19 protein-coding genes and 1 other annotated feature are annotated in these 26,678 nt (G+C 39.5%); of the genes, 5 read left to right on the top strand and 14 right to left on the bottom strand.

Features of this window, described 5'->3' with window-relative positions; all coding sequences use genetic code 11:
* Positions 1 to 244 precede the first annotated feature (244 nt).
* From H8S40_RS02515 to H8S40_RS02475, 9 genes are all read right to left on the bottom strand, one after another.
* A complete protein-coding gene (locus tag H8S40_RS02515) occupies positions 245 to 1,225 on the bottom strand; it encodes a LacI family DNA-binding transcriptional regulator (RefSeq protein WP_118737640.1) in 981 nt (326 codons plus the stop codon).
* Positions 1,226 to 1,273: 48 nt separating this feature from the next.
* Positions 1,274 to 2,446 carry an iron-containing alcohol dehydrogenase gene (locus tag H8S40_RS02510; protein WP_186864470.1) on the bottom strand — a complete coding sequence of 391 codons (1,173 nt, stop codon included), beginning with the start codon at positions 2,444 to 2,446 and terminating at the stop codon, positions 1,274 to 1,276.
* Between the two features lie 212 nt (positions 2,447 to 2,658).
* Positions 2,659 to 3,846, bottom strand: coding sequence for an elongation factor Tu (tuf, locus tag H8S40_RS02505; RefSeq protein ID WP_022074418.1), 1,188 nt, complete (start codon positions 3,844 to 3,846; stop codon positions 2,659 to 2,661).
* Positions 3,847 to 3,970: 124 nt separating this feature from the next.
* Entirely contained in the window at positions 3,971 to 6,088 is a 2,118-nt protein-coding gene (fusA, locus tag H8S40_RS02500; RefSeq protein ID WP_186864469.1) for an elongation factor G, read from the bottom strand.
* Between the two features lie 12 nt (positions 6,089 to 6,100).
* Positions 6,101 to 6,571 (bottom strand): 30S ribosomal protein S7, encoded by a 471-nt coding sequence (gene rpsG / locus H8S40_RS02495; protein ID WP_207667541.1) that lies wholly within the window; start codon positions 6,569 to 6,571, stop codon positions 6,101 to 6,103.
* Positions 6,572 to 6,770: 199 nt separating this feature from the next.
* Positions 6,771 to 7,190: a 30S ribosomal protein S12 gene (gene rpsL / locus H8S40_RS02490; protein ID WP_117990228.1), complete on the bottom strand. Its 420-nt coding sequence runs from the start codon at positions 7,188 to 7,190 to the stop codon at positions 6,771 to 6,773.
* Between the two features lie 235 nt (positions 7,191 to 7,425).
* Complete coding sequence (gene proS / locus H8S40_RS02485; protein WP_022074830.1) at positions 7,426 to 8,868, bottom strand: proline--tRNA ligase; 1,443 nt, start codon at positions 8,866 to 8,868, stop codon at positions 7,426 to 7,428.
* Positions 8,869 to 8,981: 113 nt separating this feature from the next.
* Positions 8,982 to 9,184: a binding site (T-box leader), on the bottom strand.
* Positions 9,185 to 9,366: 182 nt separating this feature from the next.
* Complete coding sequence (locus tag H8S40_RS02480) at positions 9,367 to 10,512, bottom strand: toxic anion resistance protein (protein WP_186864468.1); 1,146 nt, start codon at positions 10,510 to 10,512, stop codon at positions 9,367 to 9,369.
* A gap of 33 nt (positions 10,513 to 10,545) precedes the next feature.
* A complete protein-coding gene (locus tag H8S40_RS02475; protein ID WP_117990226.1) occupies positions 10,546 to 11,823 on the bottom strand; it encodes a 5-bromo-4-chloroindolyl phosphate hydrolysis family protein in 1,278 nt (425 codons plus the stop codon).
* A 116-nt stretch (positions 11,824 to 11,939) separates the two neighbouring features.
* On the opposite strand from H8S40_RS02475, the gene H8S40_RS02470 reads away from it, so the two are divergent.
* Positions 11,940 to 12,608, top strand: coding sequence for an RluA family pseudouridine synthase (locus H8S40_RS02470; RefSeq protein WP_186864467.1), 669 nt, complete (start codon positions 11,940 to 11,942; stop codon positions 12,606 to 12,608).
* A 93-nt stretch (positions 12,609 to 12,701) separates the two neighbouring features.
* On the opposite strand, the gene spoVG is transcribed toward H8S40_RS02470, so the two are convergent.
* Genes spoVG through H8S40_RS02455 form a run of 3 tightly spaced genes read right to left on the bottom strand, consistent with a single transcriptional unit; the run spans position 12,702 to position 15,422 of the window.
* A complete protein-coding gene (spoVG, locus tag H8S40_RS02465) occupies positions 12,702 to 12,986 on the bottom strand; it encodes a septation regulator SpoVG (protein WP_118688319.1) in 285 nt (94 codons plus the stop codon).
* Positions 12,987 to 13,032: 46 nt separating this feature from the next.
* The gene (gene glgD / locus H8S40_RS02460) at positions 13,033 to 14,151 is read right to left on the bottom strand and encodes a glucose-1-phosphate adenylyltransferase subunit GlgD (RefSeq protein WP_117990224.1); all 1,119 of its coding nucleotides are present in this window, start codon (positions 14,149 to 14,151) and stop codon (positions 13,033 to 13,035) included.
* Positions 14,148 to 15,422, bottom strand: a complete 1,275-nt coding sequence (locus H8S40_RS02455) for a glucose-1-phosphate adenylyltransferase (protein ID WP_117990223.1) — start codon at positions 15,420 to 15,422, stop codon at positions 14,148 to 14,150. Before H8S40_RS02455 ends, glgD begins: the two co-directional genes overlap by 4 nt.
* Positions 15,423 to 15,636: 214 nt before the next feature.
* On the opposite strand from H8S40_RS02455, the gene murC reads away from it, so the two are divergent.
* Genes murC through H8S40_RS02435 form a run of 4 tightly spaced genes read left to right on the top strand, consistent with a single transcriptional unit; the run spans position 15,637 to position 20,327 of the window.
* Positions 15,637 to 17,013, top strand: a complete 1,377-nt coding sequence (gene murC / locus H8S40_RS02450; RefSeq protein ID WP_186864466.1) for a UDP-N-acetylmuramate--L-alanine ligase — start codon at positions 15,637 to 15,639, stop codon at positions 17,011 to 17,013.
* Positions 17,010 to 18,128, top strand: coding sequence for a DnaD domain protein (locus H8S40_RS02445; protein WP_366482172.1), 1,119 nt, complete (start codon positions 17,010 to 17,012; stop codon positions 18,126 to 18,128). Before murC ends, H8S40_RS02445 begins: the two co-directional genes overlap by 4 nt.
* Before the next feature lie 13 nt (positions 18,129 to 18,141).
* The gene (locus H8S40_RS02440; RefSeq protein WP_118737633.1) at positions 18,142 to 19,143 is read left to right on the top strand and encodes an ATP-binding protein; all 1,002 of its coding nucleotides are present in this window, start codon (positions 18,142 to 18,144) and stop codon (positions 19,141 to 19,143) included.
* Positions 19,143 to 20,327: a ribose-phosphate pyrophosphokinase gene (locus H8S40_RS02435; RefSeq protein ID WP_118724745.1), complete on the top strand. Its 1,185-nt coding sequence runs from the start codon at positions 19,143 to 19,145 to the stop codon at positions 20,325 to 20,327. Before H8S40_RS02440 ends, H8S40_RS02435 begins: the two co-directional genes overlap by 1 nt.
* A gap of 238 nt (positions 20,328 to 20,565) precedes the next feature.
* Here H8S40_RS02435 and H8S40_RS02430 read toward each other — a convergent pair whose 3' ends face one another.
* Together H8S40_RS02430 and rpoC are read right to left on the bottom strand one after the other, a co-directional pair.
* Positions 20,566 to 22,545 carry a sodium-translocating pyrophosphatase gene (locus H8S40_RS02430; RefSeq protein WP_118724742.1) on the bottom strand — a complete coding sequence of 660 codons (1,980 nt, stop codon included), beginning with the start codon at positions 22,543 to 22,545 and terminating at the stop codon, positions 20,566 to 20,568.
* Between the two features lie 446 nt (positions 22,546 to 22,991).
* Entirely contained in the window at positions 22,992 to 26,675 is a 3,684-nt protein-coding gene (rpoC, locus tag H8S40_RS02425; protein WP_186864465.1) for a DNA-directed RNA polymerase subunit beta', read from the bottom strand.
* Between the last annotated feature and the right edge of the window lie 3 nt (positions 26,676 to 26,678).

The raw sequence follows: 26,678 nt of genomic DNA, 5'->3' as shown, positions 1-26,678 counted from the left end.
TCATATCTATTTCATATTGTACCACATTGTTTCATATTTTCAATTAGAATTATTTCATAATTTTTCACATCGAAAATTATGCATAATGCCAAATTCATATTCTTTGTGACAGATGCATTACTATGTTTTCACAGCCCCTCTTGATTTTTAACAATCAATCGCACTTTTTAAAATTGTACGAAAAAAGCTAAATATGAAACGCTGTTTCATATTTAGCTTATATTTCATCTTTCTTTGTTTCATATCAACAAGACTCTTGCTGTATCACTTCAAATCCCATTTTCAATTTGTTCTTCATGTCTATTCCACTGTCAATTATTTTTATCAACATATCAGCACCTTCAATTCCAGTAGATTTATAGAATAAATGTGCTGTTGTCACTGTTGGTGATATAATTTCTGTCATACGCGAATGCCCGATTCCAGTAACTGCAACATCTTCCGGTATCCGCTTTCCAATTCCTTTTAAATATTGTATTACTCCAATTGCAATCGTATCTGTTGCGCAGAAAACAGCCTCTGTATCCGGAGCCTGTGAAAAGAGTTTTTCTGCTGCATCATACCCTGACTCCAACGAAAAGTCAGAATACGTAATTGCTTTATCATTGAGCTGAATATGATTTTTCTTCATCGTATCCATAAATCCATTGCATCTCGCATCTCCTGCCGCTTTATCTTCGGAAGTAACCAAAACTGCTCCATAGTTCTTTCTTTTAAGCCCGATCAGCTTTTCTGCCATCGCAGCCGCAGCCCCATAATCATCATGATACACACACGAAAATTCCGGCACATTCTGGCTTAAAATAACAATCGGAACTGTCAACGATTGTAACAATTCAAGATGCTGTTTTGTAATAATCGTAGCACTAAATATGATTCCTGCCAGATTATCCTGCTTAAATGACTGCAAATACTGGATTTCTTTCTCTATACTATTTTCTGTATCTGCGAGCAACATACGATATCCTTCACGATTTAAAACCTGGGATATTCCGGCAATAACCCGCGATATACTCTCCGAATTTATCTTTGGAATAATTACTCCGATTGTTGGTTTCACTGTTTGTAGCTGCGACTGCATTTTTTTACTAGGAACATATCCTGTCTGCTCAATAACTTCTTTTATTTTTTTTCTCTTCTCTTCACTTACATATCCATGATTAAAATATCTTGACACACAAGCTTTTGACACACCGGCAAGCTTTGCAATCTCTGTTACCGTCATTTTTTACTCTCCTAGTATACTTTTAATTTTTACCACATCTACATCCACTTATAAACATGCTTTGTAAATCTGGATAATATCTTCATTTGTCAACGCCACATATGCATCCTTTAAATATCCTTCTTCATTCGCATGATCTGCCATTACTTCAAAATGCTCCTCATCTATTCCAAGCTCTGTAAGTGTCATCGGAATGCCCGTAGATTTAAAATATTCTTCCAGGGCATCAATACCTGCTAATGCAAGCTTCGCTTCATCTTCGCCGTCTAAGCCCATTACGTTTCTTGCAAATTTTACAAATCTTCCTGTAGCAGTACTGTCCTTTGCAAGAATATGACGCATCCATCTTGGTGTCAGAATGGCAAGTCCTACTCCATGAGTAATATCATAAAATGCTGACAATTCATGTTCCATAGCATGACAAGGCCACCCTGTCTCCTGTTTGCCGTAAGCTGGTATTCCTGAACATGCGATGGAAGAATTTGTCATCAAATTCGCTCTTGCACTGTAATTATCCGGCTCTTTTATTGCAATTGGGCAATTTTTCATCACTGAACGAAGAATTGTTTCCGCAATACCATCTGACAAATCGCTGTCATCTGTTCTCGAAAAATAATCTTCCATAATATGGCTCATAATATCAGCCGAACCTGCTGCTGTCTGATACGGAGAAACTGAAAAAGTATACGTTGGATCACAGATTGACACAGCCGGATAAGTATATGATCTTCCTAATTTTTGATTCGTATTCATATTGGAGATAACTCCGCCTCCATCATATTCCGAGCCTGTAGCACTTAATGTCAGAATCGTTACAAGGGGAACTGCTTTTTCAGCAATTCCTTCTGCATTCACAACCATCTCCCACATGTCGTCACCCTCATAATATGTTCCGACAGCAATTGCCTTCGAACAATCAAGAGTACTTCCGCCACCGACCGCGAGTATCACATCGATATCTTTCTCACGGCATATTCTTACGCCTTCTGTAACTGATTCTATACGTGGGTTTGGATCAATGCCACTTAACTCTGTAACATTAAACCCACCTTCATTCAAAATCTTCATCACTTCATCATATAGTCCTATTTTCTTGATAGAACCTCCGCCATATGTCAATAGCACATTCTTACCAAATGATTTTAATGCCTCTTCTAAGTGACTTATCTGACCTTTACCAAAATAAAGTTTTGTTGGAATTGTTCTCTGATAATTAAGCATGATTTCTTCCTCCATTCTGAATTGTAGTCATTCTTCTTTTTATTATATCATAACAATTTCTATCTAAAAAGACTAAAGAATATATCTTGCACATCCTCGCGGAGCATTTTTATATATTAGGAAAGAACACTTTTCTAATATATAAAAAATCCCTAGAAACATAAAGTTTCTAGGGATTTGATATCGAATATTAAATCTAAATCAGATTATGATTACTCAATAATTTTAGCTACTGTACCAGAACCTACTGTACGTCCACCTTCACGGATAGCGAAACGAAGTCCTTCTTCCATAGCTACTGGATGAATCAGTTCAACTGTCATCTCTACGTTATCTCCAGGCATGCACATTTCGATTCCTTCTGGAAGCTCGCAAACACCTGTTACGTCTGTTGTTCTGAAGTAGAACTGTGGACGATAGTTGTTGAAGAATGGAGTATGACGTCCACCTTCATCTTTTGTTAATACGTAAACCTGGCATGTAAATTTCTTGTGGCATGTTACTGTACCTGGTTTGATAAGAACCTGTCCTCTTTCGATTTCTGTTCTCTGAATACCACGAAGAAGTGCTCCAATGTTATCTCCAGCCTGAGCCTCATCAAGAAGTTTACGGAACATCTCGATACCTGTTACAACAGTTTTCTTAACGTCCTCATGGATACCGATGATTTCTACTTCATCAGAAACGTGAAGTGTACCACGCTCTACTCTACCTGTAGCAACTGTACCACGTCCTGTGATAGAGAATACGTCCTCTACTGGCATAAGGAATGGTTTGTCTGTATCACGCTCTGGATCTGGGATGTACTCATCTACAGTATCCATAAGTTCCATGATCTTGTCTCCCCATGGTCCCATTGGATCTTCAAGAGCTTTCAGAGCTGAACCTTTGATGATTGGGCAATCTGTGAATTCATACTCTTCAAGTACTTCGTTAACTTCCATCTCTACTAATTCGATAAGCTCTTCGTCATCAACCATATCACATTTGTTCAAGAAAACAACGATGTATGGTACGTTAACCTGACGAGAAAGAAGGATATGCTCTTTTGTCTGAGCCATAACACCATCTGTAGCAGCTACTACAAGGATAGCTCCATCCATCTGAGCAGCACCAGTGATCATGTTTTTAACGTAGTCAGCATGTCCTGGGCAGTCAACGTGTGCATAGTGACGTTTTGCTGTCTCATACTCAACGTGAGCTGTAGAAATTGTGATACCACGCTCTCTTTCTTCTGGAGCTTTATCGATGTTCTCGAAATCAACAGCTGCGTTACCTTCAACTCTTTCAGACAGAACTTTTGTGATAGCAGCTGTCAGAGTTGTTTTACCGTGGTCAACGTGACCGATTGTACCAATATTACAATGTGGTTTGTTTCTTTCAAATTTAGCTTTAGCCATTTTGAATGTCCTCCTTGAAAATATAACCTGAATTCAGGCATTTACTTATTATATCCGCTTTTATACTCGGCTAACTTTGATTATATTTCAAAGCCGGCCGATTTTCAAGCGTTTTTATAACAATTTATGCGTTTTTGTTTGATAATACTTTTTCCTGTACAGACTTTGGTACTGGCTCATAGCTCTCGAAGAACATTGAGTAGTTACCACGTCCCTGTGTTTTAGAACGAAGGTCTGTAGAGTATCCAAACATTTCTGACAATGGAACATATCCACGAACGATCTTACCGCCGCCAAGATCATCCATACCTTCGATACGTCCACGACGAGAGTTGATATCACCGATAACATCTCCCATGTATTCTTCTGGCATTGTTACTTCAACCTTCATAATAGGCTCCAGAAGAACTGGTGCTCCCTGTTTCATAGCATCCTTGAATGCAAGAGATCCTGCAATATGGAATGCCATTTCACTTGAATCGACCTCATGGTATGAACCATCATATACTGTAGCATGAACTCCAACTACCGGGAATCCTCCCAAGATACCAGATTTCATAGCTTCTTCGATACCTTCGCCTACAGCTGGGATGTATTCCTTAGGAATTGATCCACCAACTACTGTAGACTCAAACTTGTATGTCTCCTCACCGTTGACATCCATTGGCTCGAATTTAACTTTACAGTGTCCGTACTGTCCACGTCCACCAGACTGTTTAGCATACTTGCTGTCGATATCTGTAGCTTTTGTGATAGACTCTTTGTAAGCAACCTGTGGTGCACCTACGTTAGCTTCTACCTTGAACTCACGAAGAAGACGATCAACGATGATCTCTAAGTGGAGCTCACCCATACCAGCGATGATTGTCTGTCCTGTTTCCTGATCTGTATGAGCACGGAAAGTAGGATCTTCTTCAGCCAGTTTAGCAAGAGATTCACCAAGTTTACCCTGGGAAGCTTTTGTCTTAGGCTCGATAGCAAGCTCGATAACAGGCTCTGGGAATTCCATAGACTCAAGAATTACAGGATGCTGCTCGTCACAGATTGTATCACCTGTTGTAGTGAATTTAAATCCGATAGCAGCTGCGATATCACCTGCATATACTTTGTCAAGTTCCTGTCTCTTATTAGCATGCATCTGAAGGATACGTCCAACACGTTCCTTCTTATTCTTTGTTGCATTCAATACGTATGAACCTGAGTTCATAGATCCAGAATACACACGGAAATAAGCAAGCTTACCTACGAATGGGTCTGTCATAATCTTGAATGCCAAAGCTGAGAATGGTTCTTCATCTGAAGAATGTCTTACAACTTCGTTACCATCCTCATCAACACCCTCGATTGGAGGAATGTCTGTTGGAGCTGGCATATATTCGATAATAGCATCCAGAAGTTTCTGAACACCTTTGTTTCTATATGCTGTACCGCAACATACTGGAACTGCTGTACACTCGCATGTAGCTTTACGAAGAACTTTTTTCAGATCATCAATAGATGGTTCTTCACCTTCCAGATACATCATCATAAGATCATCATCAAGCTCGCAGATTTTCTCTACCAACTCTGTGTGGTACAGTTCTGCTTCATCTTTCATTTCTTCCGGAATCTCTGTAACAGAAATATCTTCGCCCTTCTCATCATTGTAGATATAAGCTTCCATTTCCATCAAATCAATGATTCCTTTGAATTCATCTTCTTTACCAATTGGCAACTGAAGACAAATTGCATTTTTACCAAGTCTTGTTTTAATCTGTTCTACAGCATTGTAGAAATCAGCTCCAAGAATGTCCATCTTATTGATGAACGCCATTCTTGGTACATTGTATGTGTCTGCCTGACGCCATACGTTTTCTGACTGTGGCTCTACACCACCTTTAGCACAGAAAACACCTACAGCACCATCAAGTACACGAAGTGAACGTTCAACCTCTACAGTGAAGTCAACGTGTCCCGGAGTATCAATGATATTGATACGATGTTCCAGAGCACCAGCCTTTGGCTTTGTGTGATCTTCCAATGTCCAATGACATGTTGTAGCGGCTGAAGTAATTGTGATACCTCTTTCCTGCTCCTGTTCCATCCAGTCCATAGTAGCAGTACCTTCATGAGTATCACCAATTTTATAGTTAACACCAGTATAGTAAAGAATACGCTCTGTCAGTGTAGTCTTACCGGCATCGATATGAGCCATGATACCAATGTTTCTAGTTCTCTCTAATGGATATTCTCTTCCAGCCATTGTAGCCTCCTATTAGAATCTATAATGAGCAAATGCTTTATTAGCCTCTGCCATTTTATGCATATCTTCTTTCTTCTTCACAGATGCTCCTGTGTTATTAGCTGCATCCAGGATTTCATTTGCAAGTCTTTCTTCCATTGTTTTCTCGCCTCTCTGACGTGAATACAATGTGATCCAGCGAAGTGCAAGAGCCTGTCTTCTGTCAGCTCTAACTTCGATAGGTACCTGGTAAGTAGCTCCACCGATACGTCTTGCTTTTACCTCAAGTACTGGCATGATGTTGTTCATTGCCTCTTCGAATACTTCGATTGCTGGCTTCTCAGCCTTCTCTTCAACTCTCTCAAATGCTCCGTATACAATCTTCTGTGCTACACCTTTCTTACCATCAAGCATGATGTTGTTGATAAGTTTGGTAACAACTTTATTGTTGTATATTGGATCCGCTAATACATCTCTTTTCTGAGTATGTCCTTTACGTGGCACGGTCCTTCCCTCCTTAATCATGATTTTCGGCATTACGCCGGGATTAATTCATCGGTACTCACATGTGTCTCTCTATGGAAATCGCATTGCATGTGCTCGTGGCCGCCGGACTCTATAAAATCCGCAACCTACGATTAATCATAGTTCTGTTTGTGATACGATTTAACTGTTTAGTTACAATCTTTGCTAAGGCGTTCTATTATTTAGCGTCTTTTGGTCTCTTAGCGCCGTATTTAGAACGAGCCTGTCTTCTCTTAGCAACTCCTGCTGTATCAAGTGTTCCACGAACGATGTGGTATCTTGTACCTGGCAGGTCCTTAACTCTTCCTCCACGGATAAGAACAACACTATGTTCCTGAAGGTTGTGTCCTTCTCCTGGGATATAGCTTGTTACTTCGATTCCGTTAGAAAGACGAACTCTGGCGATCTTTCTAAGAGCTGAGTTAGGTTTTTTAGGTGTAGCTGTCTTAACTGCTGTACAAACACCTCTTTTCTGTGGTGCAGATACATCAGTTGCACGTTTCTTCAGTGAGTTGTATCCTTTCTGAAGAGCTGGTGCTGTAGATTTCTTTTCAGAAGTCTGACGTCCTTTTCTAACTAACTGGTTAAATGTTGGCATTCTTTTTCACCTCCTATGATTTCGTTGCCTCATCTCTTATGAGAATGAGGGGTTGCAGATAATAAATTCATATTATCTTTTGTAATTTAGCGCACAAAAACATAGTATGCTCGTGTGCACGCTTGTTAGTTTAGTATGTTTTCAGCGAAAAGTCAAGGGGTTTTCAGCATTATTTTAAAATGTACATCCTCCGTGCCAACCAATAAGGTGATTGACACGGAGGATGCAGTAAATCTTAATATGCTTTTCCCCAATATACCATATGTTTAGCAGGTTTTCCGCAACATACACATACATTAGAAATTTCTTCCTGTTCTTCTGGAATACATCTTGATGTCACCCCGCCTGTCTGGTCTTTGATTGCTTCTTCACAAGCATCATCTCCACACCACATTGCACGGATAAATCCAATCTGGTTTTCAGCGATGTCTTTCATCTCATCCATGTTTGTTGCTGTGTGAATATGTGAATCTCTAAACGCTTTTGCTTTCTCAAAAAGTGCTTTCTGAATGTCTTCAAGAATTTCTGACAATCTTGTTTCGATTTCATCTAAAGCAACCACAATCTTTTCTCTTGTATCACGACGTACAATAACAACCTGTCCGTTTTCGATATCTTTTGGTCCGATTTCAATACGTGTAGGGATTCCAAGCATCTCCTGCTCACTAAACTTCCATCCAGGGCTCTTCTCTGAATCATCAATCTCTGCACGATATCCTGCTGCCTTTAATGCTGCAAGTAATTCATTTGCTTTGTCTAAGACACCTTCTTTATGCTGGGCAATCGGAACTACTCTTGTCTGAACCGGTGCGATGTGTGGTGGAAGTACCAGACCACTGTCATCACCATGTACCATAATGATTGCTCCAATAATACGTGTAGACAATCCCCATGATGTCTCATATACACTGTGAAGCTTGTTCTCTTTATCTGAGTAACTGATTCCATAAGCATCTGCAAATGCATTTCCAAAGAAATGGCTTGTACCTGACTGCAGAGCTTTTCCGTCATGCATCAGTGCTTCAATTGTATAAGTATCTTCTGCTCCTGCAAATTTCTCGCTTGGTGTTTTCTTTCCTGTAACAAGCGGAATAGCAAGATCATTTTCTACAAAATCTTTGTATACATCACGCATCATTAATGTACGTTCTTCTGCTTCTTCATATGTTGCATGGATCGTATGACCTTCCTGCCATAAAAATTCTCTTGAACGAAGGAATGGTCTTGTTGTCTTTTCCCAACGCAATACAGAGCACCACTGATTCCAAACCTTTGGAAGATCACGATAAGACTGCACTGTCTTGCTCCATACATCACAGAATAATGTTTCTGATGTAGGTCTGATACAGAATCTCTCCTGAAGAGGCTCTTCGCCACCTTTTGTTACCCATGCAACTTCCGGTGCGAAACCTTCAATATGATCTTTCTCTTTCTGAAGTAATGACTCTGGAATCAAAACAGGAAGATATACATTCTGCACTCCTGTTTCTTTAAATCTCTTATCAAGATTTGCCTGGATATTTTCCCAGATTGCATAGCCATTCGGAAGATAATTCAGACATCCTTTTACTCCTGAATAATCACATAACTTTGCTTCGCGTACAACATCTGTGTACCACTGTGCAAAATCCTCATCTCTTGCTGTAATTGACTGTACTAATTTCTTTTCTTTTGCCATTGCTGCTTTCCTTTCTTTTTATTTTATTTTTATCGGAATACATTTTTCATTTCTAAAAATGCACCTGCCTTCGGAAATAAAAAACGCCGGGAACTTCCATTCCCTTCCAAACGAAAAGGGACCGAAGTTCTCGGCGGTACCACCCTAATTAACCACTGTTGTGATTCTCTTTATCTGTCATTAACGCTGACTTACGCTGTACTTTCATACAGAAGCTCCCAGGCAGGTTCTATATTATCTCCGCAGAAATCTCCCAGCAAATGATTCCCTCTCTGTGCCGTCTCCAACATATACTAACCCTGTTCAACGCTCATATCACATATCGTTGCAATTTTACCCGAATTACCCAAAAATGTCAAGATAGGCAAACGCATCTCGCCATTTTAAATCGCCTTTGGCGATGGGCGAGATGCCGTTCAAGGTAAAACGTGCATCCTCCGTGTCAATCAGCGTAGTGATTGACACGGGAGTGAACAGTAACTGCATTTCCACCTCTTATTACTTCTGGATCTGCAACAATTTTTGTTTCAAATCCAACTCCAGTTTCTGCATCTCCTGCTCCGCTGCTTTTCGTTTTTCACGGCCTTCCTGCTGAATATGCATCACCTCATCTAATGTAGAGATCAAGGATTCGTTTGTCTGTTTTAATGTCTCGATATCAACGATTCCTCTCTCCGACTCTTTCACTGTATCTATCGTTGCCATCTTTAATTTCTCTGCATTTTTCTTCAACAGTTCATTTGTCATATTTGTCACTTCACGCTGTGCTGCAGCCGCCTGTGCAGAATGTTCTACTCCCAGCCCAAGTACCATCTGACTCTTCCATAACGGAATTGTATTCACAATCGTCGACTGGATTTTTTCTACCATCAACGTATCATTTCCCTGTACCAGTCTGATCTGTGGTGCTGTCTGCATCGAAATCTGGCGAGTCAGCTCAAGATCATGTAATTTCTTTTCAAAGCGATTACACATAGAATCTAAATCTTTCGCCGCCTGTGCATCTTCTGCAAGCCCTGTTGCCTGTGCTTTCTGTAACAAATCCTGAAGTTCTCCGTTTCTGACTTCATTTAATTTTTTCTTTCCGGCTACAATGTACATAGTTAATTCTTTATAATAAGTAAGATTCAATTCATACATCTTATCCAGAAGTGCAACATCTTTCATAAGCTGAACCTGATGTGATTCCAGCACTTTACATATTTGATTTACATTCGTCTCTGCCTTGGCATACTTTGTTTTCATTGCTGTGAGCTTGTTTGAGCTTTTCTTAAATATTCCCAGAAATCCTTTTTCTTCCTCTTCATCAAAAGATTTCAGTTCCTTTACTACACCGCTCAACAAATTACCCACTTCGCCAAGATCTTTTGTTCTCACATTCTCCAGTGCACTTTCCGAAAAATCCGCCATCTTCTTTTGTGTGCCTGCTCCATACTGCAGAATCATATTAGAATTTGTAAGATCAATCTGCTCTGCAAATTTCTCCGCCATCTGCCTTTCTTCTTCTGACAAAACATTTTCTTCCGCTATAACTTCTTCTTTCTTTTCTTCTACCACAGCCGGTTCTTGTTTCTCTTCTGCTGTTTGAAATGGATCTAATGTCAATGTAGGCGTTGTATCAAAATCTTTAAAATTATTTTCCATAACATTTCCTCTTTTCTTTTCGCAACCATTTTTTTATTTTTTAAGTCCGTCCTCTGTCAGTCCTTCCTGTGCAAGCATCGTCTTCAACACAGAAATGTCACTGGCAACATCCCACGCCGTATCCTGAAACATTGCATCCAACAGTTTTTCAAACGCAATATTCAATGTATCCAGCGTTTTTTCGATTTCATCTTTTGAAGATAAAATATTATCTCCTTGAATTGGCTGTCTGTCCAGTTCTTCATATGCTTCTAAAAGCTTCACCGTTGTCGGAAGATAATAATTCATCAAACGATGTAAATCTCCTACCGTTTCCGGATTTTCCTCTACTCGGTCAAATATTTTATCAACCAGCATCTCCATTCTGGAAATCTTTGCTGAAATTTCTTCTCCCGGAATTGCATCATTACTTTCATGAATTTTGCGTATATACTCTTCTCCCGCCTCAACAATCTCCTGTACTTCCGGCGTAAGTCCTTTTTCTTCTTTCTTTTTACGCTCTTCCTCCGCCGCTTTTTGCTGTCTTTCTAACGTATCCTTTTGTTCTTGTTGCTGTTCCATCATATCAGTATATTGACGATACGCATCATGACTTGAAATAAGACATTTTTCCTGGGTATCCAAGTGTCCTTGAATAAACCAGCCTCTCCGTATCATGTTCTTTATATCTTTCAAAACATATTTTTCATTTTTCCCAACATACTCTGCCAATTTACGTATATCACAATATTCTTTTCCACCCATTGTCTGTAGATACTGTCGGAAACGTTTGATCCCGCCTATTTTTTTCGTACCTGCCACGCCGATCAATGTCGTCGCTATCCCAAGTATCCCAAATATGATTGCTACCGCAAGTACTCCTGCCTTATTAGATACTCCCACCACCAGTGCTATAACCGCTGAAATACAGACAAGGAAATTAAATCCCGACATCATGTATCCGCATACACTCATCACAATCGCACCAACTTTTGCTGCACTGGTACTTCTATATAGCATAGGCTTTGTCGGAGTCACAAAACCTCCTGTTGAATATCTATTATTTACTTGCCCCTCCTGACTGTTCGCTCTTTTTTGTTGTGTCTTTTTTTCGTATTGAGGCATTCCATAAAAAGTTTCTCCGTAACGTGGTCTACGATTCTGATTTACCCGATCACCCACATTACGCATTGTGTCCGCAAATGCATCTGCAGCTCCATTTACTGTATTCGTTATTGTCTGGTTCAATCTACTGAAATCTCCTGAATCCACGGCATCCTGCACACTTCTTTTTATATCTTCCCCAAACCTTTCCCAATCTTGATTTTTCATTTTTCCATCTACTCCTTCTCAAAAGGATTATACTCTCTCTTGACCTGATGATTCTTTTATATGATAATCAGTTTAGACAGAATATTGCCAAAAGTCAAGAACAGGGGATAGATATTATGAAGCCAGAAATTATATATGAAGATTCCGAATTAATCGTATGTGTTAAACCTGCCGGAATCGCAACACAAAGTAAACGCATTGGTTCACCGGATATGGTAAGTATCTTAAAAAATCACATTGCTCACAACACAAAGAGCAAACAGCCTCCTTACCTTGCCGTTATTCATCGTTTAGACCAGCCTGTCACCGGGCTGCTTGTCTTTGCAAAAACACCTTTTGCAGCAAAAGAATTAAATCACCAGCTTCAGTCAGAAGGATTTGGAAAATATTATCGTACCTGGCTTTCTGGTCATCTCCCGGCTGACGAAGGAGACTGCATAGATTATCTTGTAAAAAATGGACGTACAAACACTTCTTCCGTTTGTAAACCTGACACTCCAGGAGCAAAAAAAGCAGAATTACATTACAATGTATTGCAACAAAAAGATGCTTTTACACTTGCTGAAATCACTTTAAAAACAGGCCGACACCATCAGATTCGCGTACAGATGTCGCATCTTGGTTGTCCTATTATCGGCGACCGCAAATATGGAACTGCGGAAGATCCCTCTTCCGGTTTTCGCGGATTACAGTTATTTGCCTGCCGGCTGACTTTAAAACATCCTAGCACGCATAAACATTTGGAGTTTCTTTTGCCCGAAACCTATTATGCTGTAAATCTTTAGTTCTACATTTCTTTCGGATTGCGCCACAAACTAAAACGACATGCAACACGTTCTCACTCTGTGCTGCATGTCGTCTTTATTCGTTTAATGAAATTAGATTTCTACTGCTGCCTCCGGTTCTTCTTCCAAAACCTGTTTGTATTTTTCTAAAATTGTACTCTGGATTCGGTCACGAGTACCTGAATTAATTGGATGTGCTATATCGCGATATTCCCCATCCATTGCTTTCTTGCTTGGCATCGCAATAAATAAACCTTTTTCTCCTTCAATTACCTTGATGTCATGTACAACAAATTCATCATCAAATGTAATGGATACAACTGCCTTTAATTTTCCCTCTTTTGCGACTTTACGAACGCGCACATCTGTGATCTGCATATTCCAGTCTCCTTTCTCGTCTGCATGATTCTATTAACACTTTTCTTTATAAGGCATATCTTTCATTTTTCTCAACAACTACCTTGACACCATTCTCACCAATATGTCTGGTATTTGCACGGATTGTATCTCTGCTTTCAACAATACAATTTTCAATATAAGTATTATCTCCAAGGTATACATCATTTAATATAATTGAATTCTTGATCACACAATTATTTCCAACATAAACTTTCTTAAAAATAACCGAATTTTCAATCGTACCATTGATAATACTACCACTTCCTACAAGACTATTTTTAACTACTGCTCCAGGATTATACTTCGCCGGTGGCAAGTCACTTACCTTAGAATATATCTCCGGTAACTGTTTAAAGAAATAGTCTCTGACTTCTGGTTTTAAGAAGTCCATATTTGTCTTGTAATATGCATCTACTGTTGAAATATTACTCCAGTAGTTGCTGATTTTATATCCATAAATCTTCTTCAGATTTTTGTAACGAATTAAAATATCATTTACAAAATCGTGACGTTCTTCTTCTGCACAACGTTCGATCAAATCGATAAGCTGTCTTCTTCTCATCACATAAATTCCTGTAGAAACTGTCTGAGAATGAGCAATCATCGGCTTCTCTTCAAATTCTTCGATTCTTGCAGATTCATTCATCCGTACTGTACCATAACGTGTTGCATCTTCATTCTCGCTCAGTTCTTTAACAACCACTGTAATATCTGCTTTTTTAGCAATATGATATTCCAATACTTTGTTATAATCCAACTTGTATACTGCATCTCCTGATGTAATAACAACATATGGTTCATGACATTTTTTCAGAAAATCTAAGTTCTGATAAATTGCATCTGCTGTTCCACGATACCAATATCCATTATCTGATGTGATTGTCGGCGTAAACACATACAATCCGCCTTGTTTTCTTCCAAAATTCCACCATTTTGATGAATTCAAATGTTCATTCAATGATCTTGCATTATACTGTGTCAATACGGCAACTTTCTGTATTTTGGAATTTGTCATATTACTCAATGCAAAATCAATTGCACGGTAACTGGTTGCGATCGGCATAGCAGCCACTGCACGTTTTTCTGTCAGTTCCTGCATCTTTCTACTGTTTCCGCCTGCCAGAATAATTCCTACTGCTCTCATACTCGCTCACCTGCCTTTATTAATGTCTCTCCACTTGCAAGCACTCCATCACTGTAATCTTCTATGGATGTCACACCACTAACGGCGGTATTCTTTCCGATCTGAACATTTGACGGAATCTTTGATTTTTCTCCGATCGTGGCAAGCCCGCCACTATAAATATTTGGTTTTACTTTGTTTGGAACCTCACTTCCAACACCAATGACTACATTATTACCGATTTCCGTATCTTCAGCTATAATGGCTTTCTCAATCACACAATTCTCGCCAATCATAACATCTCTCATAATAATAGAGTCACGAACCACGCTGCCTTTTCCGATTGTTACTCCGGCTCCCAGCACAGAATTATGTACCTCGCCATATACCTCTGTTCCATTACTAATAATACAACGATCCACAACAGCGTCATTTGAAATATACTGCGGTGGAATGTTAGAACTATTTGTGTAAATCTTCCAGAATTCTTCGTAAAGATTAAATTCAGGAATAATATCAATCAACTCCATATTTGCTTCCCAATATGAACTTAATGTACCGACATCTTTCCAGTAGCCATTATATTCATAAGCAAAAAGCCTGTCTCCTTTTTCATGACAATATGGAATGATATGTTTACCAAAATCACAATTCGGCTGCTCTGATAATTTAATCAAAGCATCTCTTAACACCGGCCAACTGAATATGTAAATACCCATAGATGCAAGATTGCTGCTTGGATGCTCCGGCTTTTCTTCAAATTCTTTGATTCTTCCGTCATCATCTGTCACTACAATACCGAAACGGCTTGCCTCTTCCATTGGAACCGGCATAGCTGCAATTGTTACATCTGCTTTATTCGCCTTGTGATAATCCAACATAACCTCATAGTCCATCTTGTATATATGATCACCTGAAAGGATCAATACATAGTCCGGATTATAAGACTCCATGTACTCTAAGTTCTGATATATCGCGTTTGCAGTACCGGTATACCACTCACTGTTTGTACTCTTTTCATACGGCGGTAAAATTGATACGCCTCCTACATTTCGATCCAAATCCCAAGGAATACCAATACCAATATGTGTATTCAAACGTAATGGCTGATACTGTGTCAACACACCTACTGTGTCTACACCCGAATTAATACAGTTACTTAACGGGAAATCAATAATTCGGTACTTGCCGCCAAAAGCAACTGCTGGTTTTGCTACTTTCGCTGTAAGAACCCCCAATCGACTGCCTTGTCCACCCGCAAGGAGCATGGCAATCATTTCCTTTTTAATCATGTAGTCACCTCATTTCTAGTTAGATGCACTTATTATATCATACTTTTTATTTCATGTGCACGTTTTTTACAAATTCATAAAGGAAATTTAACTCTTTTTATTTATTTTCACCAAAAAGAACTTCTTTAAATTTTCTCCATATATAGTATAATATAATGGATAGAGTCTTTTTATGACTCTTTTTGAAAAAAAAGTAAAAGAAGGTACCTAATTTATGTATAAGATCGATTTTGAAAAACCAATTCACATCCATTTCATCGGAATTGGCGGTATCAGTATGAGCGGTCTCGCAGAGATTTTACTGGAAGAAGGATTTACTGTTACTGGTTCTGATTCAAAAGAGTCTCCGCTTACCCGCCAGCTCGAAGAACATGGTGCGCACATTTTCTACGGTCAGAAGGCGGAGAATATTATCGATGGTATTCAGTGTGTTGTTTACACTGCTGCGATCAACAAGGCCAACCCAGAATTAATGGAAGCTGTTGCCCGCAAGATTCCTATGCTGACTCGTGCGGAATTACTTGGCCAGTTAATGAAAAACTATGATACATCTATCGCTGTATCCGGTACACATGGCAAAACTACAACGACATCTATGATTTCTCATATTTTATTGGAAGGAGATGTTGACCCTACGATTTCTGTAGGCGGTATTCTTCAGGCTATCGGAGGTAATATCCGTGTAGGAAAATCTGAAACATTTATCACGGAAGCCTGTGAGTACACGAATAGTTTTCTTCATTTCTTCCCGACAATCGGAATCATTCTGAACATTGAAGAAGATCATTTGGACTTCTTCAAAGACCTGGAAGATATTCGTCATTCTTTCCATCAGTTTGCAGCACTTTTGCCGGAAGATGGAACTTTGATCATCAACCATGACATTCAGAATTATGAAGAAATTTTTGCCGGGTTATCTTGTAATGTGATTACTTACGGTTCTTCCGCTGATGCAGATTATAGTTTTCAGAATGTCAGCTACAACGAAAAAGGCTGTGTTGCATTTGACCTTGTAGAGAAAGGAACTATCACAGACCATATCCAGCTTTCTGTAACCGGAGACCATAATGTTTCAAATGCTTTAGCTGCGATTGCAACTGCAAAGCTTCTGAACATTTCAATGCCTATTATTGAAAAAGGACTGCTCTCATTCTCCGGAACAGACCGTCGTTTTGAATACAAGGGCACTTTGGACGGCATTACAATTGTTGATGACTATGCACATCATCCAACAGAGATTAAAGCAACTTTAAAGGCTGCAAAGCATTACCCACACAACGAACTGTGGTGTGTATTCCAGCCTCATACTTACACACGTACAAAAGCGTTTTTCAATGAATTTGCAGAAGCACTTTCTCACGCAGACCATCTGGTACTTGCTGATATTTATGCCGCACGTGAGACGGACAACCTTGGTGTTTCTTCCAAGGCTCTTGCAGAAGAAGTGAAAAAGCTTGGTACAGATGCTTATTACTTTCCAAGTTTTGCAGAGATTGAAGATTTCTTAAAAGAGCACTGCTCTGCAGGTGATCTCCTGATCACAATGGGTGCCGGAGATGTTGTAAATATCGGAGAAGATTTGTTAAAATGATGAATGCAATAAAATTATCCAATCATTTTCAAAGCAATGCCACTCTTGTCTCTAATTATTTTATTGACAATTATATGGCTACCGCAAATGGTGAGTTTGTAAAAGTTTATCTTTTTTTGCTGAGGCATATGGAGGATTCTTCTATGAGCCTTACCATTTCCGGCATTGCGGATTGTTTGAATAATACGGAGAATGATATTTTGCGTGCCTTCCGTTATTGGGAAAGTAACGAACTGCTAAGGATCGAGTACGATTGTGAACATAGCGTTTCCGGAATTGAACTCCTGCAGGCAGGACAATCTCCGTCAAACAATATCAGTAAAGAAAGCATTTCTTCGATTGCAACTGCATCCAAGGAAGTTTCCATCACAGCTGATAGTGATGAGACTCCTGTGAAAGCTAAAGTACCTAAACAAGAGCCTGCAACAGCACCTAAAGATACTGTGTCGCACAAAAATAAACACGCTTCTGATTCTTCGATGGAAAAGAAAGAGTTAAGATCACTTTTATTCATCGCAGAACAGTATCTTGGAAAAACTTTATCTCATACAGATGTCGAAGCAATTACATATTTCTATAAAGATTTAGGTATGTCAGCCAGACTGATCGAGTACCTGATTGAATCTTGTGTAGAAAGCGGACATAAAAGTATCCATTACATCCAAAAGGTTGCTTTATCGTGGGCTGATGAAGGTATTACAAGTGTAGAACAGGCACGGCGTAATTCTGCTAATTATAATAAAAACTGCTATACTGTATTAAATGCATTCGGTATCAAAAACCGTGGGCCAGCCGACTCTGAGCTTGTCTATATTAAAAAATGGACTGATGAGATGGGATTTTCTCTTGATATTGTTCAAGAGGCCTGCCGACGTACAATTTCCGCTACGCATCAGCCAAGTTTTGAATATACAGATACAATTTTAGAACATTGGCAGCAGAACAATGTACACCACTTAAATGACATTACTGCATTGGATACCGTGTTCCAAAAAGAAAAACAGGCACGAAGAAACGTATCAAAATCTAAGCCAATCACAAAAAACCTGAATAATTTTGAGCGACGTGCTTATGATATGGATTCATTAGAAGAACAATTATTAAACAGTAATTAGAAGGAGTAGTATCGTGGGACTAACGAATTCACAATACCAGACAATCATGCGTGAATATGAGCAAAAGCAGCTTAAAAGCCATGACATTCTCACGCAACATTATGAAGATGTATATAAGAAATTACCGGAATTCAAATCACTGGATGAATCAATTTCAATTATGTCAGTCCAATACGGCAGACGCTTGCTCGATGGTGATGAGAGTGCTTTAGATTCTTTAAAAGAGGAGCTTAACATTCTGCGAAGCAGCAAACAACAGCTGCTTACCTCTGCCGGTTTTCCTGCTGATTACCTTGAACCGGTATATGAATGTCCTGACTGTAAGGATACCGGTTATATTGGAAATGTAAAGTGCCGTTGCTTTAAACGTGCTATCACAAAATTGCTTTATGAACAATCTAACTTGAAGGGCATTCTGGAATCCGAGAATTTTGATACATTTTGTCTTGATTATTATTCTGACCGACAGGTGGATCCAAAAACAGGGAAAACATCTCGTGCTATTATGGAGCACGCTTATCAGACTTGTAAAAATTTTGTTCAAAATTTTGGACATACATCCGACAATATTTTTCTTTACGGAGATGTCGGTGTCGGAAAGACTTTTCTTTCCAATTGCATCGCCAGAGATTTAATCGATGCCGGATACTCTGTTCTCTATTATTCGGCGCCAAATTTATTCAACATTCTGGCTCAGGGAACATTTGATCATAATGATTATGAATCAAAGCAAATGCAACAATATGTTTACGATTGCGATTTACTGATCGTAGATGATTTAGGAACCGAGCTTGCCAATGCATTTACGGCTTCTCAGTTCTTTACCTGCATTAATGAAAGACTTTTAAATATGAAATCGACCGTTGTCTCAACGAACCTTTCACTGGATTCGTTGGCAGACCTTTACACAGAACGTTCTTTTTCACGAATCACCAGTAACTATATCTTGCTGAGATTATTCGGCGATGATATTAGAATAATTAAAAAAATACGTGCTAATAGGGAGGGCAAATAATGCTGCACAGAAGTGAACTCAATTTAGAAAATATTCCAGTAGGAGCCTTAGGAATCATTCCTGTTACAGGATGTGAAGCTCTTGGCAACAAAGTCAATGACTACCTCGTAAAATGGAGAAAAGAAAGTGCTCATCAGTACAAAGATGATGTTGCATTTACAGGATATGAAAAAGATTCATTTATCATCGATGCCAAAGTACCTCGTTTTGGTTCCGGAGAAGCAAAAGGTATTATCAACGAATCTGTACGTGGTAAAGACCTTTATCTAATGGTAGATGTATGTAATTACAGCTTAACTTATTCATTGACAGGAAACATTAACCACATGTCTCCTGATGATCATTATCAGAACCTGAAACGTGTTATCGCTGCTGTTGGTGGAAAGGGTCGTCGTATCAACGTAATCATGCCTTTCTTATACGAAAGCCGTCAGCACAAAAGAACAGGACGTGAGTCTCTTGACTGTGCTCTTGCACTTCAGGAGCTTGTACGTATGGGCGTTGACAACATCATTACATTTGATGCACATGATCCACGTGTACAGAATGCAATCCCACTTAGCGGATTTGAAACAGTTTCACCAACATACCAGTTTATCAAAGGTCTTCTGCGCACAGTAAAAGATCTTAAAATCGACAGCGAACACATGATGGCAATCAGCCCGGATGAAGGTGGTACAAACCGTGCCGTTTATCTTGCCAACGTACTTGGTCTTGATATGGGTATGTTCTACAAGAGAAGAGATTATACCAAAATCGTAGACGGACGTAATCCTATCGTTGCCCACGAATTCCTTGGTTCTTCTGTAGAAGGAAAAGATGTAATCATCATTGATGACATGATTTCTTCCGGAGACAGTATCATCGAAGTTGCTACTGAACTGAAACGTAGAAAAGCTAACCGCATCTATGCTGCTGCAACATTTGGTCTTTTCACAAATGGACTGGCTAAATTCGATGAAGCATATGAAAAAGGAATCATCCATGGTATCTTGACAACAAACCTGATTTATCAGACACCTGAGTTATTGTCAAAACCTTATTATATTAACTGTGACATGAGCAAATATATTGCTTTGATCATCGACACATTAAACCATGATGGTTCTTTAAGCAATATTCTGAGTCCAAACGAAAGAATTCAGAATGTACTTCGCAAATACAACAATGGCGAAGAGATTTAATATCTCTTTTCTATAAACTGTTGCTGATTAAAAAAGCAACAAAACATTTACTTTTTACAAGATAGAATCTTGTATCTCTAACAGCAAAAAGAAATCCGGATGTTATTCACATAATGCATTCGGATTTCTTTTTTTATCCACTTTTTTATTTTGATTTTCCAATCAATGTGAAAAAAAGACTGCATATCCAAAACAGATATACAGCCTTTCTTATTTTATATTACTCTTGTATTTAATATTACAGAAGTCCGCCGATTGAAAGGAACAGTGGAGCAAATACAAGTGATACTACTGTCATAAGTTTGATCAGGATGTTAATAGATGGACCTGATGTATCTTTGAATGGGTCACCTACTGTATCACCAACGACTGCTGCTTTGTGAGCCTCACTACCTTTTCCGCCATGATGTCCTTCTTCGATGTATTTCTTAGCATTGTCCCATGCACCACCGGCATTTGACATAAAGATAGCCATCAGAACACCTGTTACAAGAGCTCCTGCAAGAAGTCCTCCAAGGGACTCAACACCAAGAACGATACCAACTAACAATGGAACGATAACTGCCATCAATCCTGGAAGAAGCATTTCGTGAAGAGCTGCTGATGTAGAGATAGATACACATGATGTATAATCTGGTTTATCTTCACCCTTCATGATACCTGGTTTCTCACGGAACTGACGTCTAACTTCCTCGATCATCTTGTATGCAGCCTTAGATACAGACTCCATAGTAAATGCTGAGAAAAGGAATGTCAGCATACCACCGATAAAGATACCGATGATTACTTTATAGCTAAGTAAGTCGATTGAATCAAGCTGTACTGCCTGTGCATAAGATACGAACAAAGCTAAAGCTGTAAGAGCTGCAGATCCGATAGCGAATCCTTTACCCATAGCTGCTGTTGTGTTACCAACTGAATCAAGTTTATCTGTAATCTCACGAACAGAATCATCCAGTCCTGACATCTCTGCGATACCACCTGCATTATCTGCGATTGGACCATAAGCATCAACTGCAACTGTGATACCTGTAGTTGAAAGCATACCTACTGCTGCAAGTGCAATACCATATAATCCGTCTACTTTGTATGAAATGAAAATTGCTACACAGATTAAAAGCAGTGGAATAGCTGTTGACTGCATACCTACTGCAAGACCACTAATGATTGTTGTAGCTGCACCTGTTTCAGACTGCTCACCGATCTTTTTAACCGGATTGTAATCTGCAGATGTATAATACTCTGTAACGTTACCGATAATAACACCAACAATCAGACCTGCAATAACAGCGATTGCTGCTTCAAAACCATCAAATAATACTTTACTTAATACAACAGAAGCGATTACAACGATGATAGCTGAAGCATAATCACCTTTTGTAAGTGCTTTCTGTGGATTCGCATTCTCTCCACCTTTAACGAAGAATGTTCCGAGAATAGAAGCGATCAGACCACAAGCTGCAATTGCAAGTGGGAATAATACACCAGAAACAGTTGCTGTTACTGCTCCGAGAGTCAGTGCAGAAACAAGTGATCCTACATAAGACTCAAACAAGTCAGCACCCATACCTGCAACGTCACCTACGTTGTCACCTACGTTATCAGCGATAACTGCTGGGTTACGTGGGTCATCTTCTGGGATACCAGCTTCAACTTTACCTACAAGGTCAGCACCAACGTCTGCTGCTTTTGTATAGATACCACCACCTACACGAGCAAACAGAGCAATTGAAGAAGCTCCTAAACTGAATCCTGACAATACATCAACATTTTTTGTTACAATATAAACAATACTTACACCAAGTGCTCCAAGACCTGCTACGCACATACCCATAACAGCTCCACCAGAGAAAGCGATTGAAAGTGCTTTGTTCATTCCACTTGTTCTTGCTGCATTAGCTGTTCTTACGTTAGCTTTTGTAGCAACAGTCATACCACAGTATCCAGCGATTGTTGAGAACAGTGCTCCGACAACGAAGCATACTGCTGTTACCCAGCTGATTCCAAATCCGATTAATACAAATAATACGGCTACGAAGATAACCAGGATCTTGTACTCAGCCATCAAGAAGGCACGAGCGCCTTCAGCGATTGCGTCTGCAATCTCTTTCATTCTGTCTGTTCCGACATCTTCCTTGCTTACTTTTGCTGCAAGGTAAGCTGCAAACAACAGTGCAAGTACTGCTGCTACCGGAACAAGAAACATCATGTTTTCCATTGTTTCATCCTCCCTGAAAAATAAATAATCCCTATCGACATACCCTTTTTCCTATATATATTCTGTACGTCGTCGTGAAAAATCCACAATACCGTAAATTTTTCAGCTTTTATAATTATACCTTTTTACACTTTTTATTGCAAGTATTTCTTTTTAATCTTGCAAATGCTTACACAATTTGTACACTTTCTACAAAGTTATTTCCTGTAATACGCATTTTTTACACTTTTTCGTTCTATACCTAAATTTTTTTATGCATATCTAATGAATTTTTAGCATAATTATAATTCATATTATGCAAATATCCGATGAATAATGAATAGAAATATAACTTTCTTCTTTTATGCAAATTCTACAAATCATACAATTTTTCGCAAAAAAGAGGTTCTGTGTCCGTCTTCTCAACTTTCACAAAACCTCTTTTATGATTCATAAATTACGAAATCTTATTCTTCAGAATCTTCTTCTGTTGTCACATCAGCTTCTGCTTCTGTTACTTCTTCAACAGCATTGTCCTCTACCGGAAGCTCGTCTTCAAAATCCAAATCCTCATCAAAGTCAATGTCTTCATCCACTTTTATATCTGTATTCAAATGTACTTCACGATATTTTTCCATACCTGTACCTGCCGGAATATGTTTACCAATGATAACATTTTCCTTCAGACCTACAAGGTGGTCAACTTTTCCTTTGATAGCAGCTTCTGTTAAAACTTTTGTTGTCTCCTGGAATGATGCTGCTGACATAAATGAATCTGTTGCAAGAGATGCTTTTGTAATACCAAGCATAATCTGTTCTCCTGTTGCAGCTTCTTTTCCTTCTGCTACCATCTGCTCGTTTACATCCTCAAATTCAAGCACATTTACCATACTTCCCGGAAGGAATGAAGTATCTCCATTTTCCTCGATGCGAATCTTCTTCAACATCTGACGTACAATAACCTCGATATGCTTATCATTGATTTCTACACCCTGCAGACGATATACTCGCTGTACTTCGCGAAGGAGATAATCCTGAGCGGCACGTAAACCTTTAATCTTCAGGATATCATGTGGATTTACGCTACCTTCTGTCAGTTCGTCACCGGCTTCAAGTACCTGTCCATCCTGTACTTTTATACGAGAACCGTAAGGAATCAAGTATGCTTTTGATTCACCTGTCTCATCATTTGTTACAATAACTTCACGTTTTTTCTTTGTATCACTAATGTTTGCAACACCTGCAAATTCTGTGATGATAGCAAGACCCTTAGGTTTTCTTGCCTCAAAAAGCTCCTCGACACGAGGAAGACCCTGTGTGATATCGTCTCCGGCTACACCACCACTATGGAATGTACGCATAGTAAGCTGTGTACCTGGCTCTCCGATTGACTGAGCAGCGATAATACCAACAGCCTCACCTACCTGAACTGCTTCTCCTGTTGCCATGTTTGCACCGTAACACTTCGTACAAACACCATTCTTACACTTACATGTAAGGATTGTACGGATCTTCACTTCTTCAAGTGGTTTTCCATTTCTGTCTACACCCTTCTTCATAACTTTTTCAGCACGAAGTGGTGTAATCATATGATTCTTCTTAACGATGACATTGCCATCTTTATCTTTGATATCTTCGCAAGAGAAACGTCCTGTGATACGTTCCTGCAAGCTTTCGATTTCTTCATTACCATCCATAAATGCTTTTACATACATTCCTGGAATTTCTTTTCCTGTTCCTTCTACACAGTCGCTGTCATGAATAATCAATTCCTGTGATACGTCAACAAGACGTCTTGTAAGGTAACCTGAATCGGCTGTACGAAGAGCTGTATCTGACATACCTTTTCGAGCTCCATGTGCTGACATGAAGTACTCCAATACGTCCAGACCTTCACGGAAGTTTGATTTGATAGGCAACTCGATTGTACGACCTGTTGTATCAGCCATCAATCCACGCATACCTGCAAGCTGTTTGATCTGTTTATCAGAACCACGGGCTCCTGAGTCTGCCATCATGAAGATGTTGTTATATTTATCCAGACCTGTAAGCAGAGCCTCTGTCAGCTTATCATCACTGTTTTTCCATGTTTCTACAACTTCTTTGTAACGCTCTTCTTCTGTAATAAGACCACGCTTATAGTTCTTCGTAATCTTATCAACTGTATTCTGTGCCTCTTCGATAATCTGTGGTTTCTCAGGTGGCACTGTCATATCTGAAATAGATACTGTCATAGCAGCTCTTGTTGAATATTTGTAACCGATTGCTTTTACATCATCAAGTACTTCTGCTGTCTGAGTAGCACCGTGTGTATTGATTACTTTCTCAAGAATCTGTTTCAACTGTTTCTTTCCTACGTGGAAATCAACTTCCAGTAACAATTCATTACCTTCTACTTCACGATCTACGAATCCAAGATCCTGTGGAATAATCTCATTGAATAACATACGTCCCAATGTTGCATGGATAATACCAGTTACTTCTCTTCCATCTGCCATTGTCTTATGCACACGCACTTTAATCTTAGAGTGTAATGTCACATATCCATTTTCATATGCAAGGATTGCTTCATTCAAATCTTTGAAGAACATTCCCTCGCCCTTAGAACCTGGTCTTTCCTGTGTCAGATAGTAAATACCAAGTACCATATCCTGTGAAGGAACGGCTACCGGTCCACCATCAGATGGTTTCAACAGGTTGTTTGGTGAAAGCAAGAGGAAACGGCATTCTGCCTGTGCTTCCTGTGACAACGGTACATGGACCGCCATCTGGTCTCCATCGAAGTCGGCATTGAAGGCTGTACATACCAATGGATGCAGCTTAATAGCTTTACCTTCTACAAGGATTGGCTCGAACGCCTGAATACCAAGTCTGTGAAGTGTAGGGGCACGGTTCAACATAACCGGATGCTCTTTGATTACTTCTTCCAGAATATCCCATACTTCCGGCTGAAGTCTTTCTACCATTTTCTTCGCATTTTTAATATTATGTGCTGTTCCCTTTGCTACAAGCTCTTTCATAACAAATGGTTTAAACAGCTCGATTGCCATCTCTTTTGGAAGACCACACTGATAAATCTTAAGTTCAGGTCCTACTACGATAACGGAACGTCCAGAGTAGTCTACACGTTTACCAAGCAGGTTCTGACGGAAACGTCCTGATTTACCTTTCAGCATGTCAGAGAGAGATTTCAGTGCTCTGTTTCCAGGTCCTGTAACCGGACGGCCACGACGACCATTGTCGATCAACGCATCTACCGCTTCCTGAAGCATTCTCTTTTCGTTGCGGACGATGATATCCGGAGCTCCGAGTTCGAGAAGTCTCTTCAGACGGTTATTTCTATTGATAATTCTTCTATATAAGTCATTTAAGTCAGATGTTGCAAAACGTCCACCATCCAGCTGTACCATTGGACGTAAGTCTGGTGGGATAACCGGAATTGCTGTTAAGATCATCCACTCTGGTCTGTTTCCAGACTCGCGGAATGCTTCTACAACTTCCAGACGTTTCACGATTCTTGCACGTTTCTGTCCTGAAGCATTCTCAAGAGAAGCCTGCAGCTCTGCATACTCTTTCTCAAGATCAATTGCTTCCAATAATTCTTTAATGGATTCAGCACCCATACCTACACGGAATGATTTGCCCCATTTTTCTTTTGCTTCCTGATATTCAGACTCAGAAAGAATCTGTTTGTACTGAAGATCTGTCTCTCCTTTATCAAGTACGATATAAGATGCAAAATACAGTACTCTCTCCAATGTTCTTGGTGAGATGTCCAGAATCAATCCCATACGGCTAGGAATTCCTTTGAAATACCAGATATGAGAAACCGGAGCTGCCAGGGCAATATGTCCCATACGCTCACGACGGACGGAGGCCTTTGTGACCTCAACGCCGCATCGATCGCAGACAACACCTTTATAACGGATCTTTTTGTATTTACCGCAGTGGCATTCCCAGTCCTTGCTAGGTCCGAAAATACGCTCGCAGAAAAGACCGTCTTTCTCAGGTTTCAATGTTCTATAGTTAATTGTTTCCGGCTTTGTAACTTCGCCTTTTGACCATTCTAAGATTGTTTCCGGTGAAGCCAGACCGATTTTGATTGCATCAAACGATAACTGCTGGTTTTCCTGTTCATTATTTGTTGGCATAAA

It is taken from the genome of Ruminococcus hominis (assembly GCF_014287355.1).
In the GTDB taxonomy this organism is placed as follows: Bacteria; Bacillota; Clostridia; order Lachnospirales; family Lachnospiraceae; genus Schaedlerella; species Schaedlerella hominis.
Note: the sequence above shows the minus strand (reverse complement) of the source record. Positions and strands in the feature narration are given on the sequence as shown.